The 19,124-nt window shown below is 40.0% G+C and carries 15 protein-coding genes; 8 read left to right on the forward strand and 7 right to left on the reverse strand.

The features are described from left to right. Positions 1-587: hypothetical protein (locus OQX61_RS20450; protein WP_265843672.1), on the reverse strand; the 587-nt coding region annotated here is incomplete at its 3' end. A gap of 287 nt (positions 588-874) precedes the next feature. On the opposite strand from OQX61_RS20450, the gene OQX61_RS20455 reads away from it, so the two are divergent. From OQX61_RS20455 to OQX61_RS20475, 5 genes are all read left to right on the forward strand, one after another. Next, on the forward strand, positions 875-1,423 hold the full coding sequence (locus OQX61_RS20455; protein WP_265843673.1) for a sigma-70 family RNA polymerase sigma factor: 549 nt from the start codon (positions 875-877) through the stop codon (positions 1,421-1,423). A gap of 126 nt (positions 1,424-1,549) precedes the next feature. Continuing rightward, on the forward strand, positions 1,550-2,566 hold the full coding sequence (locus OQX61_RS20460; protein WP_265843674.1) for a FecR domain-containing protein: 1,017 nt from the start codon (positions 1,550-1,552) through the stop codon (positions 2,564-2,566). A 91-nt stretch (positions 2,567-2,657) separates the two neighbouring features. Beyond that, positions 2,658-5,951, forward strand: coding sequence for a TonB-dependent receptor (locus tag OQX61_RS20465; RefSeq protein WP_265843675.1), 3,294 nt, complete (start codon positions 2,658-2,660; stop codon positions 5,949-5,951). 10 nt (positions 5,952-5,961) lie between these two features. Then, positions 5,962-7,323, forward strand: a complete 1,362-nt coding sequence (locus OQX61_RS20470; RefSeq protein WP_265843676.1) for a RagB/SusD family nutrient uptake outer membrane protein — start codon at positions 5,962-5,964, stop codon at positions 7,321-7,323. 294 nt (positions 7,324-7,617) lie between these two features. Next, positions 7,618-11,163, forward strand: coding sequence for a chemotaxis protein CheB (locus tag OQX61_RS20475; RefSeq protein ID WP_265843677.1), 3,546 nt, complete (start codon positions 7,618-7,620; stop codon positions 11,161-11,163). 103 nt (positions 11,164-11,266) lie between these two features. Here the strand turns inward: OQX61_RS20475 and OQX61_RS20480 are convergent, their stop codons facing one another. The 3 genes from OQX61_RS20480 to ribD are packed head-to-tail and all read right to left on the reverse strand — an operon-like array spanning position 11,267 to position 13,792. Further along, a complete protein-coding gene (locus OQX61_RS20480) occupies positions 11,267-11,881 on the reverse strand; it encodes a YigZ family protein (RefSeq protein WP_265843678.1) in 615 nt (204 codons plus the stop codon). After that, complete coding sequence (locus OQX61_RS20485; protein WP_265843679.1) at positions 11,871-12,737, reverse strand: DMT family transporter; 867 nt, start codon at positions 12,735-12,737, stop codon at positions 11,871-11,873. The genes OQX61_RS20480 and OQX61_RS20485 overlap by 11 nt, the downstream gene beginning before the upstream one ends. After that, positions 12,734-13,792: a bifunctional diaminohydroxyphosphoribosylaminopyrimidine deaminase/5-amino-6-(5-phosphoribosylamino)uracil reductase RibD gene (gene ribD, locus OQX61_RS20490; RefSeq protein WP_265843680.1), complete on the reverse strand. Its 1,059-nt coding sequence runs from the start codon at positions 13,790-13,792 to the stop codon at positions 12,734-12,736. Before ribD ends, OQX61_RS20485 begins: the two co-directional genes overlap by 4 nt. 48 nt (positions 13,793-13,840) lie before the next feature. On the opposite strand from ribD, the gene prmC reads away from it, so the two are divergent. Beyond that, positions 13,841-14,680 carry a peptide chain release factor N(5)-glutamine methyltransferase gene (gene prmC, locus OQX61_RS20495; protein ID WP_265843681.1) on the forward strand — a complete coding sequence of 280 codons (840 nt, stop codon included), beginning with the start codon at positions 13,841-13,843 and terminating at the stop codon, positions 14,678-14,680. A gap of 96 nt (positions 14,681-14,776) precedes the next feature. Here prmC and xerD read toward each other — a convergent pair whose 3' ends face one another. Next, positions 14,777-15,676: a site-specific tyrosine recombinase XerD gene (gene xerD, locus OQX61_RS20500; RefSeq protein WP_265843682.1), complete on the reverse strand. Its 900-nt coding sequence runs from the start codon at positions 15,674-15,676 to the stop codon at positions 14,777-14,779. Positions 15,677-15,720: 44 nt separating this feature from the next. On the opposite strand from xerD, the gene aroQ reads away from it, so the two are divergent. Together aroQ and OQX61_RS20510 are read left to right on the forward strand one after the other, a co-directional pair. After that, on the forward strand, positions 15,721-16,140 hold the full coding sequence (aroQ, locus tag OQX61_RS20505) for a type II 3-dehydroquinate dehydratase (protein ID WP_062548767.1): 420 nt from the start codon (positions 15,721-15,723) through the stop codon (positions 16,138-16,140). Positions 16,141-16,148: 8 nt separating this feature from the next. Then, complete coding sequence (locus OQX61_RS20510; RefSeq protein ID WP_265843683.1) at positions 16,149-17,108, forward strand: M20/M25/M40 family metallo-hydrolase; 960 nt, start codon at positions 16,149-16,151, stop codon at positions 17,106-17,108. A 98-nt stretch (positions 17,109-17,206) separates the two neighbouring features. Here OQX61_RS20510 and OQX61_RS20515 read toward each other — a convergent pair whose 3' ends face one another. Continuing rightward, the gene (locus OQX61_RS20515; protein ID WP_265843684.1) at positions 17,207-18,226 is read right to left on the reverse strand and encodes a glycosyltransferase family 2 protein; all 1,020 of its coding nucleotides are present in this window, start codon (positions 18,224-18,226) and stop codon (positions 17,207-17,209) included. Further along, positions 18,223-19,104, reverse strand: coding sequence for a lysophospholipid acyltransferase family protein (locus OQX61_RS20520; RefSeq protein WP_265843685.1), 882 nt, complete (start codon positions 19,102-19,104; stop codon positions 18,223-18,225). The genes OQX61_RS20515 and OQX61_RS20520 overlap by 4 nt, the downstream gene beginning before the upstream one ends. Between the last annotated feature and the right edge of the window lie 20 nt (positions 19,105-19,124).

Below are 19,124 nucleotides of genomic sequence, written 5' to 3' on the forward strand. Positions count from 1 at the left end.
TTTGTAACGCGTTGAGCTTTGATCATTTCATGATTCTGGTGCATCATCTGTGCATTCTGATTGATTTGAAACTGCTGGTTTCTTAATTGCTGAGACTTGAATAGTTCATCTTCATAAAGATTGAAACCTTCTTTGAGTGTATCTATTCTTTTATTTACAAAATAATTGCCAATAGCATCTACTGCATGAAGAGTTCTGTATTTCTCAGGTAAAACTGTAAAACTATCCAGCTCTTCTACAAGCTCATTCATTCTTTCCGATAACCTTAAAAGTTCAGGTTGGATATCACGCATCAGTTTTTTCCTTTTAAAATAATCTAATACATCACCAATAATAAACCTAATGCATACAAATGCGAGTGGTGCAACGACGATTATAGGGATGAAGCTTATTATACGGTCGGAGCCAGCGTTTAAAATCCACATAAATAAGACCGTAGCAACCACTGACAATAGGTTAAACAACCTCTTTCTATTGTAGTTTTTGATTTCAAACTGATGTTGCCATATTTTATTATCGAGGGCTACATAATCGGAAATCAAAGCTCTTGAGCTTTTCAGATTACTAAATATATGTGGTAATTCCATTTGCGTTAATTTCTTATTATGATTTTACAAGTATACGATGAGAAAAGTTTATTCGCAACTCTACATGACTTATGAGAATGGCTATATCCTATATAGTTGTACTGTTTTGAGTTATGTTATAACCATGCTATTCCATAAAACAGGAAAACGCCGGGACAGGAGAAAACAAATCGGTCATTTACTGTAAAAAACATAAAATACCAGCCATATCACAGAACAGTTCTTTTAATCAGAATTAACACTATATTTAGTTTTAGCTAATATGAATCTAATAGTTTTGTGCAGCAATGTTGAGCTATATCCATAATTTAAAATCGGGCAATCATGAGTCTTTTGAAATAGTCTTTAAACTATCTCATAAAAAGGTTTATGGCTATTTTTTTAAGAAGACTAACGATGAAGATATGGCTCAAGAGTTGACTCAGCTAGCTTTTATCAAATTATGGAACTTTAGGCACACGCTTTCAGAAGAACATGAGCTGGACGTACAATTGTTCCGGATTGCAAGAACCACCTTGCTGGACTATTTCAAAAAGCTGAGTAATGACGGGAGAAATCTTAAACTTTACTATAGCAGCATCAGCGAAGCATCCGCAGAACAAAATCAGAAGTTCGAAATCAACCAGCAATTGGAAGTTGCGCTGAGTGTGCTTCCTCCAACCAGAAAAAAGGTTTTCATTTTAAGTCGCTTACAAGGTTATTCTTATAAGGAAATCTCTGAGCAGCTTTCTATTTCTCCGAGAACGGTAGAAAAACACATTTCATTAGCCATAAAACAGCTTGACGGCTATGCCTACGTCCCCATGTTTATCCTGCTGACCAAATTTCTCGGATAATCAAATTCCCTGGCAAATCAAACTCCTGGCGTCATTAAATATCTTTCGTTATCAATTCCTTCGCTGATCTATAAATATATTTTCATCGCGTTAAGGGTTTCCCATGAATTCAATCGTATTGGTAGTATGAGTGTCTCTGAACAGTTGTTAGATAAATATTTTAAAGGACAGTGCAGCCCCGAAGAAAAGCTTTTGGTGTTGAACTATTTGAATGCTATTGAGGACCTGCCAGATCATTTATTAAGCAAAGCTGAATGGGATGAAACCAGCGAGGCTGTACTCGATGAGCTGAAAACTGAGGAGATTTTTAGTGCGGTAAAAAAGGAGACTATCGCTAAGACTTACCGTTTAAAATGGATGAAAATCATCTCAGCGGCTGCAATAGTTTTGGTGGTGCTTACTGTGGGTCTTTTAAGTTTAAACCAGCAAACCCCTGGTCTGTCGCCGGGCGAAAACCAGGTTGTAAGGACTGAAAATTCAGATATTATCAATTGGAAATCAGTTGTCAATTATACCGATCATCAACAATTGATTCATTTACCTGATGGCTCTACCGTTAAAATATTTCCGGGAGCAGAGTTGAGGTATGCCATTCCATTTGTCAAAAACAAACGGGAAGTGTATTTGAATGGGAAAAGCTTTTTTGAAGTTTCAAAAGACAAGGATCATCCTTTTGTGGTGTATGCGAAGGGAATTTCGACAACAGCTTTGGGCACTTCATTTACTGTTACCGCTTTAAAAAACAGCAGGTTTATTAAAGTACAGCTGCATACCGGTAAGGTTCTGGTGAAAAAGACCGATTCCATTTCTGCATTTAGCAAGCTCTTACTTCCAGGCAAAGAACTGGTTTACAACAGCAGAATAAATAAAGTGAGTGTTTCCGACACCAGAGTTTTACAGGTAAAAGAGGAAAACAAACTAAAAGAGCTGAATTTCCAGCAAGCCTCCTTAGTGGAAGTCTTTGATCAGCTGGAAAAACACTATAAAGTTGACATCACTTACGACCGTGCTGATTTGGCCGAAATGTCGTTTACAGGAAGCCTGAAACTTACACAATCTATAGATACCATACTTGAAGAAATTGCCGAACTAAACAAACTAAACCAAATAAAAACAACCGACGGTTACCTGATTAAAAAGTAAATCCAATCCTATTATTTTAAACCCTTTCACCCGCTGAAAAAGAGCGGGAATAGGAATCCTTTTGCCTAAAAACCAATCAAATAAATAAACTATGCTTAAAACGTTTACTAAACACTTGTTCTTTTGTCTGCTGATGTTATCAGTATCGACAAAGGCCTGGGCTCAAACATCAGAGATCACCGGGATTGTAAAAGATGAAACAGGGCAGCCGCTGCTTGGGGCCTCCGTACTTTTACTGAACACAAAAACCAATGAAAAGAAGGGGACTATGGTGAATTCCTCGGGGCAGTTTTCGATAAAAGGCCTTTCTGCAAATGTTCCCTACAACATCAGTGCCTCCTATCTTGGCTATGAGACAAAAACGATCAGCAATTATATCCTCAAACCCGGCGAACAGGCCACGCTGCTGATCCAGCTAAATCCCAATGCCAACAATCTATCAGATGTGGTTGTGGTGGGTTATGGAAGTCAGAAGAAAAAGGATGTAACCACTTCAATTGCCAGTATTAAAGCCTCGGATATCGAAAATCAGCCGATCAGTAATGCGGCAGAAGCCATGGTCGGAAAGATGGCTGGTGTACAGGTTTCCCAGGGTTCTGGTGCTCCCGGTGGAGCGCTTAACATCAAAGTAAGAGGGGTAGGTACCATTACAGCGGGTTCTAATCCATTGTATGTAATTGATGGTGTACCTATTTCAAATGATAACATTAATACTCTGAATACCAATGACATTGCCTCTATTGAGGTTTTAAAAGACGCTTCTTCAGCTGCGATTTACGGCTCCAGAGGTTCTAATGGGGTGGTATTGATCACCACAAAACAAGGAAAGAGTGGCGTGACCACAATAAATGTGAACAGCTATACCGGCTGGCAGACTTTGGCGCACAAAATCAAGATGATGGACGCGTACCAGTATGCACAAATGGTTTTGGAGTCGAGGAACAACTCCTATACAGATGTGATGGAGGCCAATAACAGAAATAATCTTGCCAATGGAAGACCTCTGGTTAGTTTTAGTGTAAATGATAATAATGCCATCCGTTTAACCAATACCGGCAACAATACCAATACGGTAATGCCCCTGGAGGTTTTACCTTATTTACAAGGTCAGCAGGGTTTAACGAATACAGATTGGCAGGATCAGATTTTTAGAACTGCGCCAATTCAAGACCATTCAATCTCGGCAGCAGGGGGATCTGAGTTGATGAAATATTATGGTTCCCTGGAATATTTTGATCAGGATGGTATCATTTTAAACAGTGGTTTCAAGCGTTACAGTGGCCGGATTAACCTGGAAGGTAAAAAAGGCGCGGTGAAATTCGGCGTTAATTTCAGTCCTTCTGTGATCAATGAAAAGAGAGTAAATGCAAATGGCGCCTATAATTCTAATGGCGGTGGTATTGTGGCCTCGGCCTTACATTATGCGCCAATTTTCCCGGTATACAATCCGGATGGAAGCTATAATTTTGACCAGAACGCCTGGAGTGCCGGTACGAAAACCATTTTGCCTGGTAACAAAAGCGCGGACGGTAACGGTGGTACACAAGCCTGGAATCCGGTAGCCCTGGCGATGCTTCAAAAAGACGATGTGACGGCGACAAGAATGACCGGAAGTGCTTTTTTAGAAGCTGAATTGTTCAAAGATCTGAAGTACAAGATTCAGTTGGGAGTTGATTTGTTTAACAGCTCGGAAGATATGTTCAGACCTTCTACATTTCCACAATCTAATACTGCAGGAAATCCACTTTCGGAGGCAACAGGTTCTTCACGCACCATTAAAGAAACCAATTGGTTGTTAGAGCAAACTGTAAACTATGCGAAAACTATTGGCGATCACAGTATTAATGCTTTAGTCGGTTTCTCTACACAAAAGGACGATTTAAGTGGCAATTATGCTTTTGCTTCCAAAGGTTTTATCAGTGATCAGGTAGAGTTTATTAAGGCTGGTTTGGTAACGAATGGTACCGGTACCAGAACACAATGGGCTCTGGCTTCAGGGATTGCCAGATTGCAATACAGTTACAAGGGAAAATATTTGTTTACAGGTTCGATGAGAGCTGATGGTTCTTCTAAGTTCGGGAAAAACAACAAATGGGGATATTTCCCTTCTGCATCACTTGGATGGAGATTAACGGAAGAGGATTTCCTGAAAGACTCGGAAACTATTTCTGATTTGAAACTAAGGGCCAGTTATGGTTTAACGGGTAATTTTAACATCCCGAATTATGCAGCTCAGGGTTCGATGAATAATTATGGCTATGTGTTTGGTGGTACGCCTCCGGGTGTAATTAATGGTGCAGCGCCAATTGCCAAACCTAATGATGACTTACAATGGGAAAAGACCGCACAGCTAAATCTTGGTTTTGATGCTGCTTTTTTCAAAAATCAGTTGACCTTATCTGTAGATGTTTACAATAGTAATACCAATAACTTGCTGTTAGATGTGCCAGTGCCTATCTCTACAGGTTTCGCTACAGAATTGAAGAATATTGGAAAGGTAAATAATAAAGGGATCGACATCAATCTGGGTACACAGCAACAATTTGGTGCAGTTAAATGGACGGCTAATGGTAATTTCTCTAAAAACATCAACAAGGTGGTAGAGTTGGGGCCGGGTAATGCAGACATTATCAAAACCGGCTCTGTGGCCAATGCTTATTTTATCACCCGGGTGGGAGAACCTATTGGTTCTTACTATTTGCCGGTAGTTTTAGGTGTATTTAAAAACCAGGGAGAAGTTGATGCTTATCCTCATTATACCGATACTCAGGGTAATTATGATGTGAATACTTCTAAGCCAGGAGATTTTAGATTTAAAGATGTGGATGGTGATGGTGTGATTGATTTGACAAAAGACAGGGAGATTGTAGGAAATTACCTGCCTAAGTTTACCTATGGTTTTGCTACTTCTTTTGAATATAAAGGGATAGATTTAAATGTGGCGATGCAAGGGGTTTATGGCAATCAGATCCTGAACCTTTCCCGCAGGTATTTTGCCAATAAAGAAGGTAATATGAACAACATGATTAGTTCGCTGGACCGTTGGAAATCACCATCTGATCCGGGTAGCGGTCAGGATGTAAGGGCGAATCGCGCGGCCAAAGGAAGCAACGGCACCACGTCGACCTGGCATATTGAAAATGGTTCTTATTTACGTATTCGTAACATCGCCATGGGTTATACATTGCCTGAAAATCTGGTTAAGCGCCTGACTTTAACAAAAGTAAGAATCTATGTAGCGATGCAAAATCCTTTCACTTTCACCAAATACACAGGATACAATCCAGAGGTGACCAATCGTAGCGATGCCACCACAAATGGCGAGGATTATGGGGTTTATCCAACCGCAAAAACAACATCAATAGGCATAAACATCACTTTATAACATTAGAAAGATGAAAAAGTATATCATATTTATTTGTGGTTTAATGATCACAGCAACTTCCTGCAAGAAATTTTTAGATTTAAAACCGCTGGATTCTTATACTGAAGAGACCTTTTATGTGGACGAGAAAGGGCTGCAGGGAGGACTTGTTGCATGCTATGACGCTTTGCAAAGTGACAGCCTTTACGGGAATAATTTATTGACTTTGGGCGAGCTACGTGGCGATAACCTGATTGACAATGATCCGGGATCTGGTGCCGGTGTCCGTAACCAGATTGAGGTCTTTGCCGAAACTTCTGCCAATAGTATTCTTTCTGCCGCCTGGACGGGTAATTACAAGGCGATATACCGCAGTAACCTCATTTTAGACCGTGCGCCCGGTATTGCCATGAATGAGACGATCAAGAATCAGATCATCGGTCAGGCGAAATTTATCAGGGCGCTGAGTTATTTCAATTTAACGCGGATTTGGGGCAATGTTCCTTTGGTGCTAAAGGTTCAAAAAACAGAAGAGGCCAGACAAAATACCCGCGCTACTGCTGCACAGGTTTATCAGCAAATTATTGATGATTTGACGGATGCCGCAGCTAAACTTCCGCCAACATGGGGAGATCCGCAACGCGGAAAGGCAACGAGTTATGCGGCCTCTGGTTTGCTGGGTAAGGTTTATTTGTACCAGAAAAAGTTTGATCTGGTCGCTTCAACTTTGCAACCCGTAGTAACGGCCATTTATAGTGGTACAACCCTGGCAACAGTGCCGCAAAACCTGACTTTCCCTGGGAATTTAAAAACCAGTAAGGACATTATTTTTGCTGTTCAATATCTGATGGGCGGGGTAAAAGAGTTTGTACACCAGGATAACCGCTATAGAAATAACAACAATACGAACATCATAAACATTCCGCAGTCGCTGTTTGAACCCGGGGATAACCGTCAGCCTTTGGTCGCGATCACAGGGACAGGTGGCAGACCAGGTAAGTTCAATTCTCCGCAGTTAAACAATGAAACCAGTGGTGATTTTCCGGTGCTACGGACTACGGATGTATTGCTGATGTATGCGGAAGCACTGAACGAGACCGCTTACGGGAATACGGAGGCCTTTAAGGCGCTGAATGCGGTTCGTACCAATGCGAATGCTTCTGTGAAAACTGCTGCGCTCCTGACTTCTCAGGTGCAATTTAGAACTGCGGTTTATTTAGAGAGAAGATTGGAGCTGGCTTTGGAGGCTGATCGTTGGTTTGATATTGTGAGAACAAATCAGATGGGCGTTGTTTTTCCTGGGATTCCTGCTTTCAGAAGTCTTTATCCGGTACCACAGGTTGAAATTGATAACATTATCAATAAAAGCGGCTATCAGAACGACGGCTATTAGTCAATTACGGTATTAATTTGATCACCGGTATCTTTTTGGGGTGTAAGCTTTTGCTGGCTATACTTTCAAAAGGATACCGGTTTTTTGTGTTAAATGGATAAAAGTTAAATATCCCGTTTACGATATCATCAAAAGGAATCCAACAATTACGCCGTATTCCCCTTAGTTTTCGGTATATTTATAGTTCTGAGTCCTATTCTTCTTTTGGTGTTCAGTTATTCAACTGACATTTTAACTAAGCATCAATAACATCGTAATCCATGAAAAAACAACATTGCCTAACCCAACGACAGGATGATTGATCCGGCATATATTATCGCAATTGGTGCCTCAGCTGGTGGTTTAGAGGAAATCAATACTTTCTTTGATCATACCCCTTTAGATGGAGTTTCTTACGTGGTTGTTCAGCATCTTTCCGCGTCTTTTAAAAGCAGAATGGTTGAGGTGCTGGCTAAACACAGCAAGTTAATTATAGAAGAGGCTACCGATGGTTGCCTGGTTGAATGCAATCAGGTTTACCTTATTCCACATGATAAGTATATGACCATCTCGGGTGGCAGACTATATTTAAGAGATAAAGCTGAAAATAAAACTGCGCACCTTACTATTGATACATTTTTTAATTCTTTAGCAGCTGATTGCGGCAGTAAAGCAATTGGTATTGTCCTTTCTGGTTTAGGAGAAGATGGGTCGGGGGGGATTATTGCTATTAAAAAAGCTGGAGGAATGGTCATGGCCAGGAATCCTGAAACTTCTACTTTCCCGGGTATGCCATCTAAAGCTATTGCCACAGGGATGGTAGATTTTATATTGGAACCCGCTGCAATGCCGGGAGCAATTGAAGATTATGTGGAGCAGGAGGGCTCGTTGAAACTCGATAATCACAACGATGAGGTTAGTCTTAAAGCAATTTTAGAGCTGATCAAACAGCAATCTCCACTTGATTTTTCTGATTATAAGACCTCCACAATTTTAAGGCGGACTAAAAGAAGAGCCACGTATCTGGATTTTAATACCCTCGAAAAATACCTTGCCTTCCTAAAAACCTCAGCGGCTGAAATCGATGCATTGTCAAAAGAGTTTTTGATTAGTGTGACTTCATTTTTTAGAGATAAAGAGGCTTTTGAGTATATAAAAAACAATGTATTACCAGGTATTTTGAAAAGGCTTGGCCCCAAGGAAGAACTGAAAATCTGGGTAGCAGGGTGTGCTACCGGTGAAGAAGTATATTCTTTAGCCATCCTTATCTCCGAGCAGTTGACAGGTGATCTGGAACATGTTGTTGTTAAAATATTTGCTACAGATATTGACAGTGCTGCCTTAGTGACGGCTGGGAAAGGCATATACGGACGTGATACCTTGAAGGATGTGTCAACAGAGCGATTGAACAAACACTTCATCAAGGAGGGAAATCAATACCGTGTCAAACCAGGCCTGAGAAAGATGGCCATTTTTGCACAGCATGATTTAGTCAAAAACCCTCCATATTGTAATATGCACTTTATCAGTTGCCGGAATCTGTTGATTTATATGGCTCCGGTACTGCAAAAGAAAATATTTGCAATGTTACTATTTGGACTTAAAATGGATGGTTATTTGTTTTTAGGTTCCAGCGAAAATCCGATGCCAATTATCCAGAATCTTGAAATTATAAACAAACAATATAAGTTATACAAGAATATAAAATCAAAGAGGATGGCTAGTTTTGATGCTTTTTCAATGCCTGATTCAGTTGAGGTGAAGAACAGACCTGTTTATGTACGTAATGAGGAAGAAGGTATTGATCAGGATCCATCACTGACAGAGCTGATGCATACCAATCTCGCCGAAGAGCAGGGCTATCTGGTGGTTTGTGTAGATGAAAACAAGGACGTTGTGCGGTCTTATGGAGATACTTCAAAATATTTACTCCCTAAGCATTTCACCTCCAATCTTGAAAAGTTATTGCCAAAAAAATTGGCGATGGTCTTCAATACATTAAGCATTAGTGTGCTAAAGACAAAGGAAAAAGCCAGCTTGAATGGGATAAAAATTAAACAGGGAACTGAAATTATTAAAGTAAACCTGACGGTTAGTCCGCTGGATTTGAACAGGAAATCCCAAAAACTTTTAATGGTCACTTTTACAACAGACAAAATGTTTGTTGCTACTGAGCAGGAAAGTAAAGATTTTGAAGAAAACGGTTTTCAAGATCAGTATACGATTAATTTAGAACTGGAACTGAAGGAAGTGAAAGAGAAGCTTAACTCTGTTTATGAGCAACTGGATGCTTCCAATGAAAATATGCAATCCTTTAATGAGGAAATGATCTCTGCCAATGAGGAAATGCAAAGTACAAATGAAGAAATGCAGTCCGTTAATGAGGAGTTGGATACCATTAATTCAGAATATCAATTGAAAAACAAGGAGCTCCTTGAAATTAATGATGACCTAAATAATTATTTCAGGAGTAATATCAACGGGCAGTTGTTTATCAATAATGACCTGCTGTTAATGAAGTTTTCCCCGGGTACGGTGAAGCAAATCAATCTGCTTGAATCGGATATCGGGAGACCATTGAGCAACATTACGACCAATATAAAATTTGAAACGATTATTGAGGACATTAAAAATGTGCTTCGTGACGGGATTATTATTACCAAGGAAATTGAGACCAATAATGGAAAATGGTATCAGGTAATGACGATGCCTTATATCCGACAGTCTGATCAAAAGAATAATGGTGCAATCATTACTTTCAATGACATTACTCAATTGAAAAAGACGCAGCTTGATTTGGATATCAGCAATAAAATGCTGGGTATGACTATAGATTCGGCCGAATTGGGCACTTGTTCTATTCATGCAAAAACGATGGAATTTCTGCCATCCATTCATTTTAAGGAGATCTTTGGCATCTATTCAGATGAGGAATTAACCTATCAGGCGGTTATCGACCGGATTGTGGAAGGGTACAGGGAGCGGTTCATCAATGCCATTAATACAAGTATTATGGGCGGTGAGAGATGCGATCTGGAGTTTCCTTTGCTGGTCTTTAAAAATAACGAGCTGAGGTGGGTTAGGTTAATGGGGAATCTTTCTTATGATAATGAAAATAATCCGGCTTACTTCACAGGAGTATTAAATGACATTACGGTTCACAAGCAAGATGAACTGCGAAAAAATGATTTTATTGCGATAGTTAGCCATGATTTAAGATCGCCACTTACTTCTATCCAGGCTTATATGCAATTGATTACCCGGAAAGTTGAAAAAGCAGGCGATGTTGCCATGAAACCTTCGCTGTCAAGGGTGAATGTTTTAATCAAGAAAATGAATAGCATGATTAATGGATTTCTAGCGGCGTCAAGCTCAGAAAGTGGAAAAATCCTCTTAGAGCTGGAGACCTTTGGAATGAATGAATTAATTGATGAAGCTGTTCAGGAATCACTATTTATAAATTCGGCGACTGATATTATTTTCTTAAAAGGGCCGGAAATACAAGTAACAGCGGACCGGGATAAGATTGGACAGGTACTTTCCAATTTCCTTAGTAATGCGATTAAATATTCAAACCCTAAAGAGGCAATCGAAGTGTCGTCAGTAGTAGCTAATGGTATGGTTCTGGTTTGTGTGAAGGATAAGGGGATAGGTGTCAAAAAACAAGATCTTGAAAAGCTGTTTGAACGGTATTACAGAGTGGAAAGTGAGCATAATAAAATAATTACCGGCTTTGGTTTAGGACTTCATTTATCTGCTGAGATTGTCAAAAGACATAGTGGGAAAGCATGGGCGGAAAGTGAAATTAATCAGGGTTCCTCATTTTTCTTTAACCTTCCACTGGAGACTGCTCAAAACTAAATTATTTTACGGATCTAATCACCGGTACCTTTTTGGCTAGCCTGCAACTTCGGTAGTCTGGCCAAAAAGATACCGGTTTTCTGTTTTAAGGGTCTTTTATGACTTAAACTGTATGCAGATAGCTGAGTTTGACGCCATCTATCTTTTCAATTTTCCCTAAGACCTGGTTAAGCTGCGCTTTTCTTACTTCAAATTTGATGCTGCAGGAATTGTCAAACTCCTGAGAAAGAATGTGAAGTTGTTCTTCTTTGAATAAACGCATTACATCATTCATGCTTAAATAATCGAAGGTAAGCTCATAAACATCGTTCACGGTTTTTTCTACGATCTCTGCGGCTTGTATGGCTTCAATCGCTGCCGACTTATAGGCATTGATCAAACCCGGGACACCTAGTAAGGTTCCTCCGAAATAGCGGACCACAACAATCAGGATATTGGTTAAATCAGTAGAAAGCAGGGTGTTTAAAATTGGACGGCCGGCAGTTCCTGAAGGTTCTCCATCGTCCTGGATTCTGAAAATGGAACGGTCAGGACTTAAACGTAAGGCCCAGCAAAAATGCCTGGCTTTTCCATGCGCTGAACGCAATTGGGCAAGTATAGGTTTTACTTCGTCTTCCGACCTGATGGGGTAAGCAAATGCAATAAATTTACTGCCACGGTCTTTAAATAATCCTTCAGCAGGGGCAGTTATTGTTTTATAGGTATCGTCAAATAGCATGAAACTGTGATAAGGTAATGAAGATGATTGCAATCAGAGCGAGTACAAGTCCTACGTAATTTAGCTTATTCAGCTTTTCTTTAAACAGGAGTATGCCTACAAGGCTGCCCAGAATAATCACACCTATATTCATTGCAGCGAACACCGTAGATGGATTTTCTGCCATTGCACGATGCGCTTTCAGGTAAAAAAGGATGTTTCCAAAGTTGAAAAGACCAAGAACAGCTCCGCAAGCAAAGTTGATTAGTTCCAGCTTTTGCTTTTTAATAACCGCCAGATAGATGATCGCAAGGAGTGATAAGATAAAGGAAATGGCGAAAGTCAGGATTAAAGAACTGGTATAAGGAAGGTCTTTAATTTGTGCAACTTGCTTAAAGAGAATATCAATAAAGCCAAAACCGAAGAAAACCAGTAAAGGATATATCCAGTTACCGCCGGATGCCGGGGTATTGGATTTGCGGTAGAGGGTGAAAATAATGGCAGTAAACCCAAAGCCTAATCCCAGAATTTTTAAGGTATTAAACTGATCTCCAAACAGGAAATAAGCAGCGAGAATTGAAATAAACAAAGACAATCGCTGTGCGATATCTGTCCTGGCTATTCCAATATTTCTGACAGAAGCGCCAAGAAACCAAAAGACCAGGGGTAACAGGACGCCTAGTCCGAGGTAAACCGGTGATATTTTAGCAGTGGTTAACTCTGTGATGCCAGGTTTGAAAAAGAAGAAACTCAGCGCAATCGCAAACAGGTAGTTCCAGGTGATGGCTTGTAAAACATTGATTTTATACCTGCGTGCCAGTTTTAGAAGGACGGCAACGGTAACACTGCAAAAAATGCTGATGATTAAATAGATCATGCTTCGCGGTTATTTTGATAAATATACAGTTGATCATTGCCTATTTGATGCTGAGCGGTAATGGTTTTACTGATTTTCGGTGCCGGGATTCCATCCGACCAGGCGTTTTTTGCGGTAAATACCCGGGCTTCATCCCATAATCCGGCCTCAATAAACAAGTTGAGCAGTTGAGCTCCGCCGTCTATGATCACTGATTGTATGTCCATTAAGTACAGTTGAAAAGCGATCTTTTGAGGAAGGTAAAAAGACATATCTTCCATTTGAATGAAGTGTATGTTTCCGGCTACATCAGTTTTTACTTCATTAAATATAATGGTTTTAGCAGCGTCGTTGTAAATGTGATGGGTATTTGGGACTTCCAGGTTACGATCAATCACGATACGGATTGGATTTTTCCCTGGCCATTCACGGGCGTTCAGCTGTGGATTGTCGACCATTGCAGTTCTTTTACCTACAATAACGGCGTCTTCTTCAGTTCTCCATTTATGTACCAGACGTTTGGCCAGAGGACCGCTGATCCATTTTTGTTCATCATCGACTGGTGCAAAATAGCCATTGGCGGTGCTGGCCCATTTTAAGATGATATAGGGTCTTTGCTGACGAATCCTTGTGAAAAACCTGCGGTTTAAATAGGCACACTCTTCGTCAAGGACACCGGAGGTTACTGATATCCCTGCATTTTTCAATTTAGTAATGCCCTTACCATCTACTGCATCGAATGGGTCTTTGTTGCCAATTACGACTCTTTTAACCTGATGTCTGATTAGCAGATCCGCACATGGTGGTGTTTTTCCAAAATGAGCGCATGGTTCCAGACTCACATAGGCAGTTGCTTTTTTGAGTAACAATGCTGCTTCTGTTTCCCCATATTTGGCAAATACTGCTTTTATGGCGTTTACTTCGGCATGTGCTTCACCGATTTTCTCATGGTATCCTTCTCCAATAATGATTCCGTCAGTTACGATCACACAACCCACCATTGGATTTGGACTAACGTTTCCGGAGCCAAGAATAGCGAGCTCCAAACATCTTTTAATATATAATTCGTCGGCCATTGAGGCAAAAGTAAGGTATATTGTTCGATTTACTTACTTTTGCAAGGCATGAATTTAAGCCAGTTATTAGCGCATTTTAAGACAGAATTAAAAGATGTTTATGAGGAAGAGGAAGTTAAGTCAATTTTCTCCGTTACTGTAGAACATCTGCTTAAGCTCAACAGGAGCAGTTTGATGATGAATTGGGACAAAGAACTCAACTCAGAAGAGGAAGCTCAGTTTATTTCGGTTGCAACCGGGTTAAAAACGCATAAACCTATCCAATACTTATTGGGGGAAGCTTATTTTTACGGATCGTTTTTTAAAGTGAATGAGGCAGTGTTGATTCCAAGACCGGAAACAGAAGAACTTGTGGATTGGATTTTAGAAGAGAATCTGGCAAATAAAGCGGTTATTGACTTTGGAACGGGGAGTGGTTGTATCGCCATCGGCTTAAAAAAATACGGTAAAGCAGCAGCAGTTACTGCAGTCGACATTTCTGAGGCGGCATTAGCTTTGGCTTCGGAAAATGCTTTAAGGCTCGATTCCGCAATTAATTTTATTCATGCTGATATCTTGAATCTGGATATTGAGGGTCAATTTGACATCATTGTGAGTAATCCGCCCTATATTACCGGGACGGAAATGGCCGAAATGCATCAAAATGTTTTGGCACATGAGCCTCATCTGGCGCTATTTGTTCCGGACGAAAGACCCTTGTTATTTTATGAAGCGATCGCTGACTTTGCAATCGGACATTTGAAGGAAAACGGAAAGTTGTTTTTTGAGATCAATGAGTATTTATCAGAAGAAACGATTCAGATGTTAAAAGATAAAGGGTTTACAAATACCGTTTTAAGGAAGGATATGCAAGGAAAACCGAGAATGATTCTTGCGACAAGGGATTAGATGAGTGTTTAGATCTGAAATCTTCATTCTATGCGAAAGGACTACTTTGGTTTGTGGAAAACAAGCTGATTTTATTTTCAGGGAACAGAACTGTTTTTAACTTCTGGGATGAAATCCGTTAATAATGCCTTTCAGGTAATCCCTGTCCAGGTGTGTATAAATTTCGGTGGTAGTAATACTCGAATGTCCCAACATTTCCTGTACAGCACGCAAGTCTGCACCACCTTCGATCAAATGGGTAGCAAAGGAATGTCGAAAGGTATGTGGACTAATGCTTTTCTTTAATCCGGATGCTAACGCGAGGTCTTTGATGATGGTAAACACGGATATCCTTGACAAGCCCGTGCCTCTGCGGTTTAAAAATATATAATCTTCATAGCCCTTTTTAATGGGAACATGAACGCGGCTTTGTTCCAGGTATATCCTAATATATTTTAATGCCGTTGCTCCAATAGGAACAATCCGCTCTTTATTTCCCTTGCCCAGGATTTTGATAAACTCACTATCAACGAAAATGTTGGAGATTTTAATGTTGGTCAATTCTGAAACCCGCAACCCGCAACCATACAACAGCTCAATAATGGCCTTGTTTCTCATGCCTTCCGGTTTTGAGGCATCGATAGCTTCCAATAGCCCGTTGATCTCTTCGATGTTTAGAACATCCGGTAACTTCCGACCTAATCTCGGACTTTCCAGCAAAGCTGAAGGATCTTCGGCAATAATTTGCTCCAGCATCAGGAAGCTGAAAAATGATTTTAGTCCGGAGATGACCCTGGCCTGTGTAGCAGGTAGCATTCCCAGTTCGTTGATCCAGGTGATGAATTTTTTTAAATCAGCACTGCTGATTTCTTTTACAGAAGGAGCTTTGTCAATGGATTCAAAATATTGGAATAGTTTCTGAACATCATTAATATAAGCCGCAATGGAGTTTCCGGAAAGCGAACGCTCCAGTTTCAAATAGGCTTTAAAAGAGGGTATATAAGGGTTATTAATCACACAAAAATTTTCTACTGTAAGTTTTTAGCTTTAAGTTTGAGCTAATGAAGATACAAATTATTAACGGCCCAAATTTAAACCTTTTAGGCGTTCGCGAACCAGGAATCTATGGAAATTTAGGTTTTGATGAATATATTGCACAATTGAGAACGATGTACAGCATCCTTCAAATCGATTACTATCAGAGTAATGTGGAGGGAGAACTGATTAATAAGTTACATGAAGTTGGTTTCGAATATGATGGTATTGTGATCAATGCAGGAGGGTATACCCATACTTCTGTGGCCCTGGCAGATGCGATTGCTGCAATTAACACTCCTGTAATAGAGGTTCATGTGTCTAATATCTACGCAAGAGAAGAATACAGGCATGTATCCTTAACCGGAAAAAATTGTAAAGGTGTATTGACAGGGTTTGGTCTGGATGGTTACCGCTTAGCCATTGAAAGTCTTTTAAAAAGCTAAACACCATTATGAAAAAGATTCTTCTATCTGCGGTATGCCTGGCAATCAGCGCATCTGCATTCGCGCAGGCGGACATTACTGAAAAAGAAATTAAGGAACACATCTGGACATTGGCAGCTCCGCAAATGAAAGGACGTTTTCCTGGAACCACAGAAAACAAAAAAGTTGTCAGTTATTTGGTAAAGCAGTTCAAGAAATCAGGAATTGGAGCATATAACGGAAGTTATATTCAAGAGTTTACCGCAAAGATGAGGGTAAAAAAAGGGGTACAGGATACGCCTTATGTGAAAACCCAGAATGTTATCGGTTATATTGAAGGCTCAGATCCTGTTTTAAAACACGAGTTTATTGTGATTGGTGCACATTATGACCATCTGGGAACAGGAGGGGCATCCTCGAAAAAACCAGACACTGTAGCCATCCATTTAGGTGCAGACGACAATGCCAGTGGTACTGCTGCGCTTTTGGAAATTGCAGAAAAGCTGGCCGCAAATAAAGCCTCATTGAAACGTAGCATCATGGTGATTGCTTTTGGTGCAGAAGAACAAGGTTTATTAGGCTCTAAGTATTTTACAGAACACCCTTTAGTACCTTTATCTCAGATTAAACTGATGATTAATATGGACATGGTGGGTAGGATGAATGCGGAAAAGCATTTGTACATGGGTGGTGCTGCCACTTTTGATGGCGGCGTGGAACTCATGACCAGTCTGGGACCAGAAATTGGCATCCATCCTTTGGTAAATCATTACGATGTTGGTGGTTCTGACCATGTATCGTTCTACAAGAAAAACCTGCCGGTATTAGGCTTTCATACTGGCGGTCATCCGCAATACCATACACCAGAAGACGACAGAAGGCTGATTAATGTACCTGGAGAAAAACTGGTATGTGATTATATCTATAAAGCATTAACCGCTGTTACGAATAGACCGGGGCCGATTATTTTTGTCCCTGAAAAGAAGTAATTAGTTCATAAACAAGAATTCCCTTACTGATCAATTGACAACTTGTTTGCATTGAAGGTAAGGGAATTCGCAGTTAACTGCTATTGAGTTTGTTTAGCTTAAATACCTAAGCCGCTAAAAAATCTGATTTTCCTGATAAAGTAAGCATAAACAATACTGGAAGAATAATGTCCGGTGTGTTCATGGTAAGCAATCTGTTTTTTCGTTCTTTTCTTGCCGTTGACAAATATGTATTTGAAGAAATGAACATGAGCTTTGCTGACAGACATTGCAAAATCTGTTTTTCCTTGTACTAAGAAGTGAATCAACGCGACAAAATCTATGAAAAAACGGATAAAAATCCTGAAATATGCATCTGCAAGCGGCAGGTTTTTCTGCATGATGATCAGGTTATTTCTAAAATTTAAATAGGTTTTATAAGGGTTATTGGCGTCCAGTGTTCCGCCACCAACGTGGTAAACTTCAGCATCCGGACAGTACATGATTTTATAGCCAAGGTTCTTTAAACGCCAGCAAAGGTCAATTTCTTCCATATGTGCAAAGAAATCGGGATCTAATCCACCAGATTCTTTCCAGCATTTACTTTTAATGAATAAGGCTGCACCACTTGCCCAAAAAATCTCTCTGGCATCATTGTACTGGCCATGATCATCTTCTACCGTATCAAACAAACGCCCTCTACAGAATGGGAAGCAATGTAAGTCCAGGTACCCGCCGGCAGCACCTGCATATTCAAATTTAGTCTTGTCTTTTTGCCAGATAATCTTTGGTTGTGCAGCCGCGATTTTATCGTCCTTTTCCATGAGGTCAATCACCGGCTGAATCCAGTTTTCAGGCACCTCAACATCAGAATTCAGCAATACATAATATTCTGCATCTACTTGTTCCAGTATTTTGCGGTAACCTTCAGCAAAGCCGTAATTCTTATCGTTTTCAATTAAGCGGATCTCCGGATAATTTTTACGCACAAATTCGACAGAGCCGTCTGTAGAGGCATTGTCGCCCACTATAAGTTGCAAATTAGGGTAGACCGATCGTACTACACCCGGTAAAAAGTTCTCCAGAAGTGTTTTTCCGTTCCAATTTAAAATTACTACTGCTACACTTGCTGCTGTCATGATGCGTATTCTCGTTTTGTTTTCCATCGCCTGTGGCTCCATAGCCAGTAAGACGGTTCTTCGTTAATAATTCGTTCCAGTATATTGAAATGGATATCGGTGATCTCGTGTTCCTTTGTCTCTTTGGGTACCGGACAAACAGGTACGCAATCTACTTCGTAATAACCTCTTTTGATATATTTCAACTTAAAATAAAAGATAGGTCTGTTGGTTTGCATGGCAATTTTTTCCAACCCTAATAAGGCAGCCGTATCCTGATTTAAGAAGTTGAGCCAATAATGAGCTTCCCCGCGAACCGGACTTTGATCACTCGCAAAACAGAACATACTAGCTTCATTTTTAGTGCTGGTCAGCATCCGTAAGGTTTGTCGCATGGGTACACAGACATTCCCGAATTTACTTCTCATTTTGAGAAACCAATTGTCAAAAATTTTATTATTGAGTGGTTTATAGATGACGTAGGCCGTTTTTGAAAGATGCGAGCCTAATGCCAGCATTCCCCATTCCCAGTTGCCATAATGACCGGTACAGGCCAATACACTTTCCCCTTTGTTAAAATGTGCTTCTACTAAATGTAGGTTGGTAAATTTTACCCGCTTCAATACTTCCTTTTCAGAAATAGATTGCATTTTGATAATTTCAACCGTTAAATCCGCAAAGTATCGGAAAAATCTCTTTTCTATGCGAATGATCTCTTCCAGACTTTTTTCCGGAAAGGAATTAACCAGATTTTCACGTACAACCTTTTTTCTGTATCCTACCATATAATACAGGATATAGTAACAGATTGAAGCTATTAAATACAATACCTGCATCGGTAAGATGGAGAAAAAGTTTAAAAAAACTATTCCAATATGAGAAAAGCTTTTTTTTATCATTATTTTGGCGGATTAAGAGT

This window comes from Pedobacter sp. PLR (assembly GCF_026239675.1).
In the GTDB taxonomy this organism is placed as follows: Bacteria; Bacteroidota; Bacteroidia; order Sphingobacteriales; family Sphingobacteriaceae; genus Pedobacter.

Coding starts and splice junctions, on each gene's coding strand:
- OQX61_RS20455 (WP_265843673.1), top strand. CDS start 875: ATGTTGAGCTATATCCATAATTTAAAATCGGGCAATCATGAGTCTTTT.
- OQX61_RS20460 (WP_265843674.1), top strand. CDS start 1,550: ATGAGTGTCTCTGAACAGTTGTTAGATAAATATTTTAAAGGACAGTGC.
- OQX61_RS20465 (WP_265843675.1), top strand. CDS start 2,658: ATGCTTAAAACGTTTACTAAACACTTGTTCTTTTGTCTGCTGATGTTA.
- OQX61_RS20470 (WP_265843676.1), top strand. CDS start 5,962: ATGAAAAAGTATATCATATTTATTTGTGGTTTAATGATCACAGCAACT.
- OQX61_RS20475 (WP_265843677.1), top strand. CDS start 7,618: ATGATTGATCCGGCATATATTATCGCAATTGGTGCCTCAGCTGGTGGT.
- OQX61_RS20480 (WP_265843678.1), bottom strand. CDS start 11,881: ATGCTATTTGACGATACCTATAAAACAATAACTGCCCCTGCTGAAGGA.
- OQX61_RS20485 (WP_265843679.1), bottom strand. CDS start 12,737: ATGATCTATTTAATCATCAGCATTTTTTGCAGTGTTACCGTTGCCGTC.
- ribD (WP_265843680.1), bottom strand. CDS start 13,792: ATGGCCGACGAATTATATATTAAAAGATGTTTGGAGCTCGCTATTCTT.
- prmC (WP_265843681.1), top strand. CDS start 13,841: ATGAATTTAAGCCAGTTATTAGCGCATTTTAAGACAGAATTAAAAGAT.
- aroQ (WP_062548767.1), top strand. CDS start 15,721: ATGAAGATACAAATTATTAACGGCCCAAATTTAAACCTTTTAGGCGTT.
- OQX61_RS20510 (WP_265843683.1), top strand. CDS start 16,149: ATGAAAAAGATTCTTCTATCTGCGGTATGCCTGGCAATCAGCGCATCT.
- OQX61_RS20515 (WP_265843684.1), bottom strand. CDS start 18,226: ATGACAGCAGCAAGTGTAGCAGTAGTAATTTTAAATTGGAACGGAAAA.
- OQX61_RS20520 (WP_265843685.1), bottom strand. CDS start 19,104: ATGATAAAAAAAAGCTTTTCTCATATTGGAATAGTTTTTTTAAACTTT.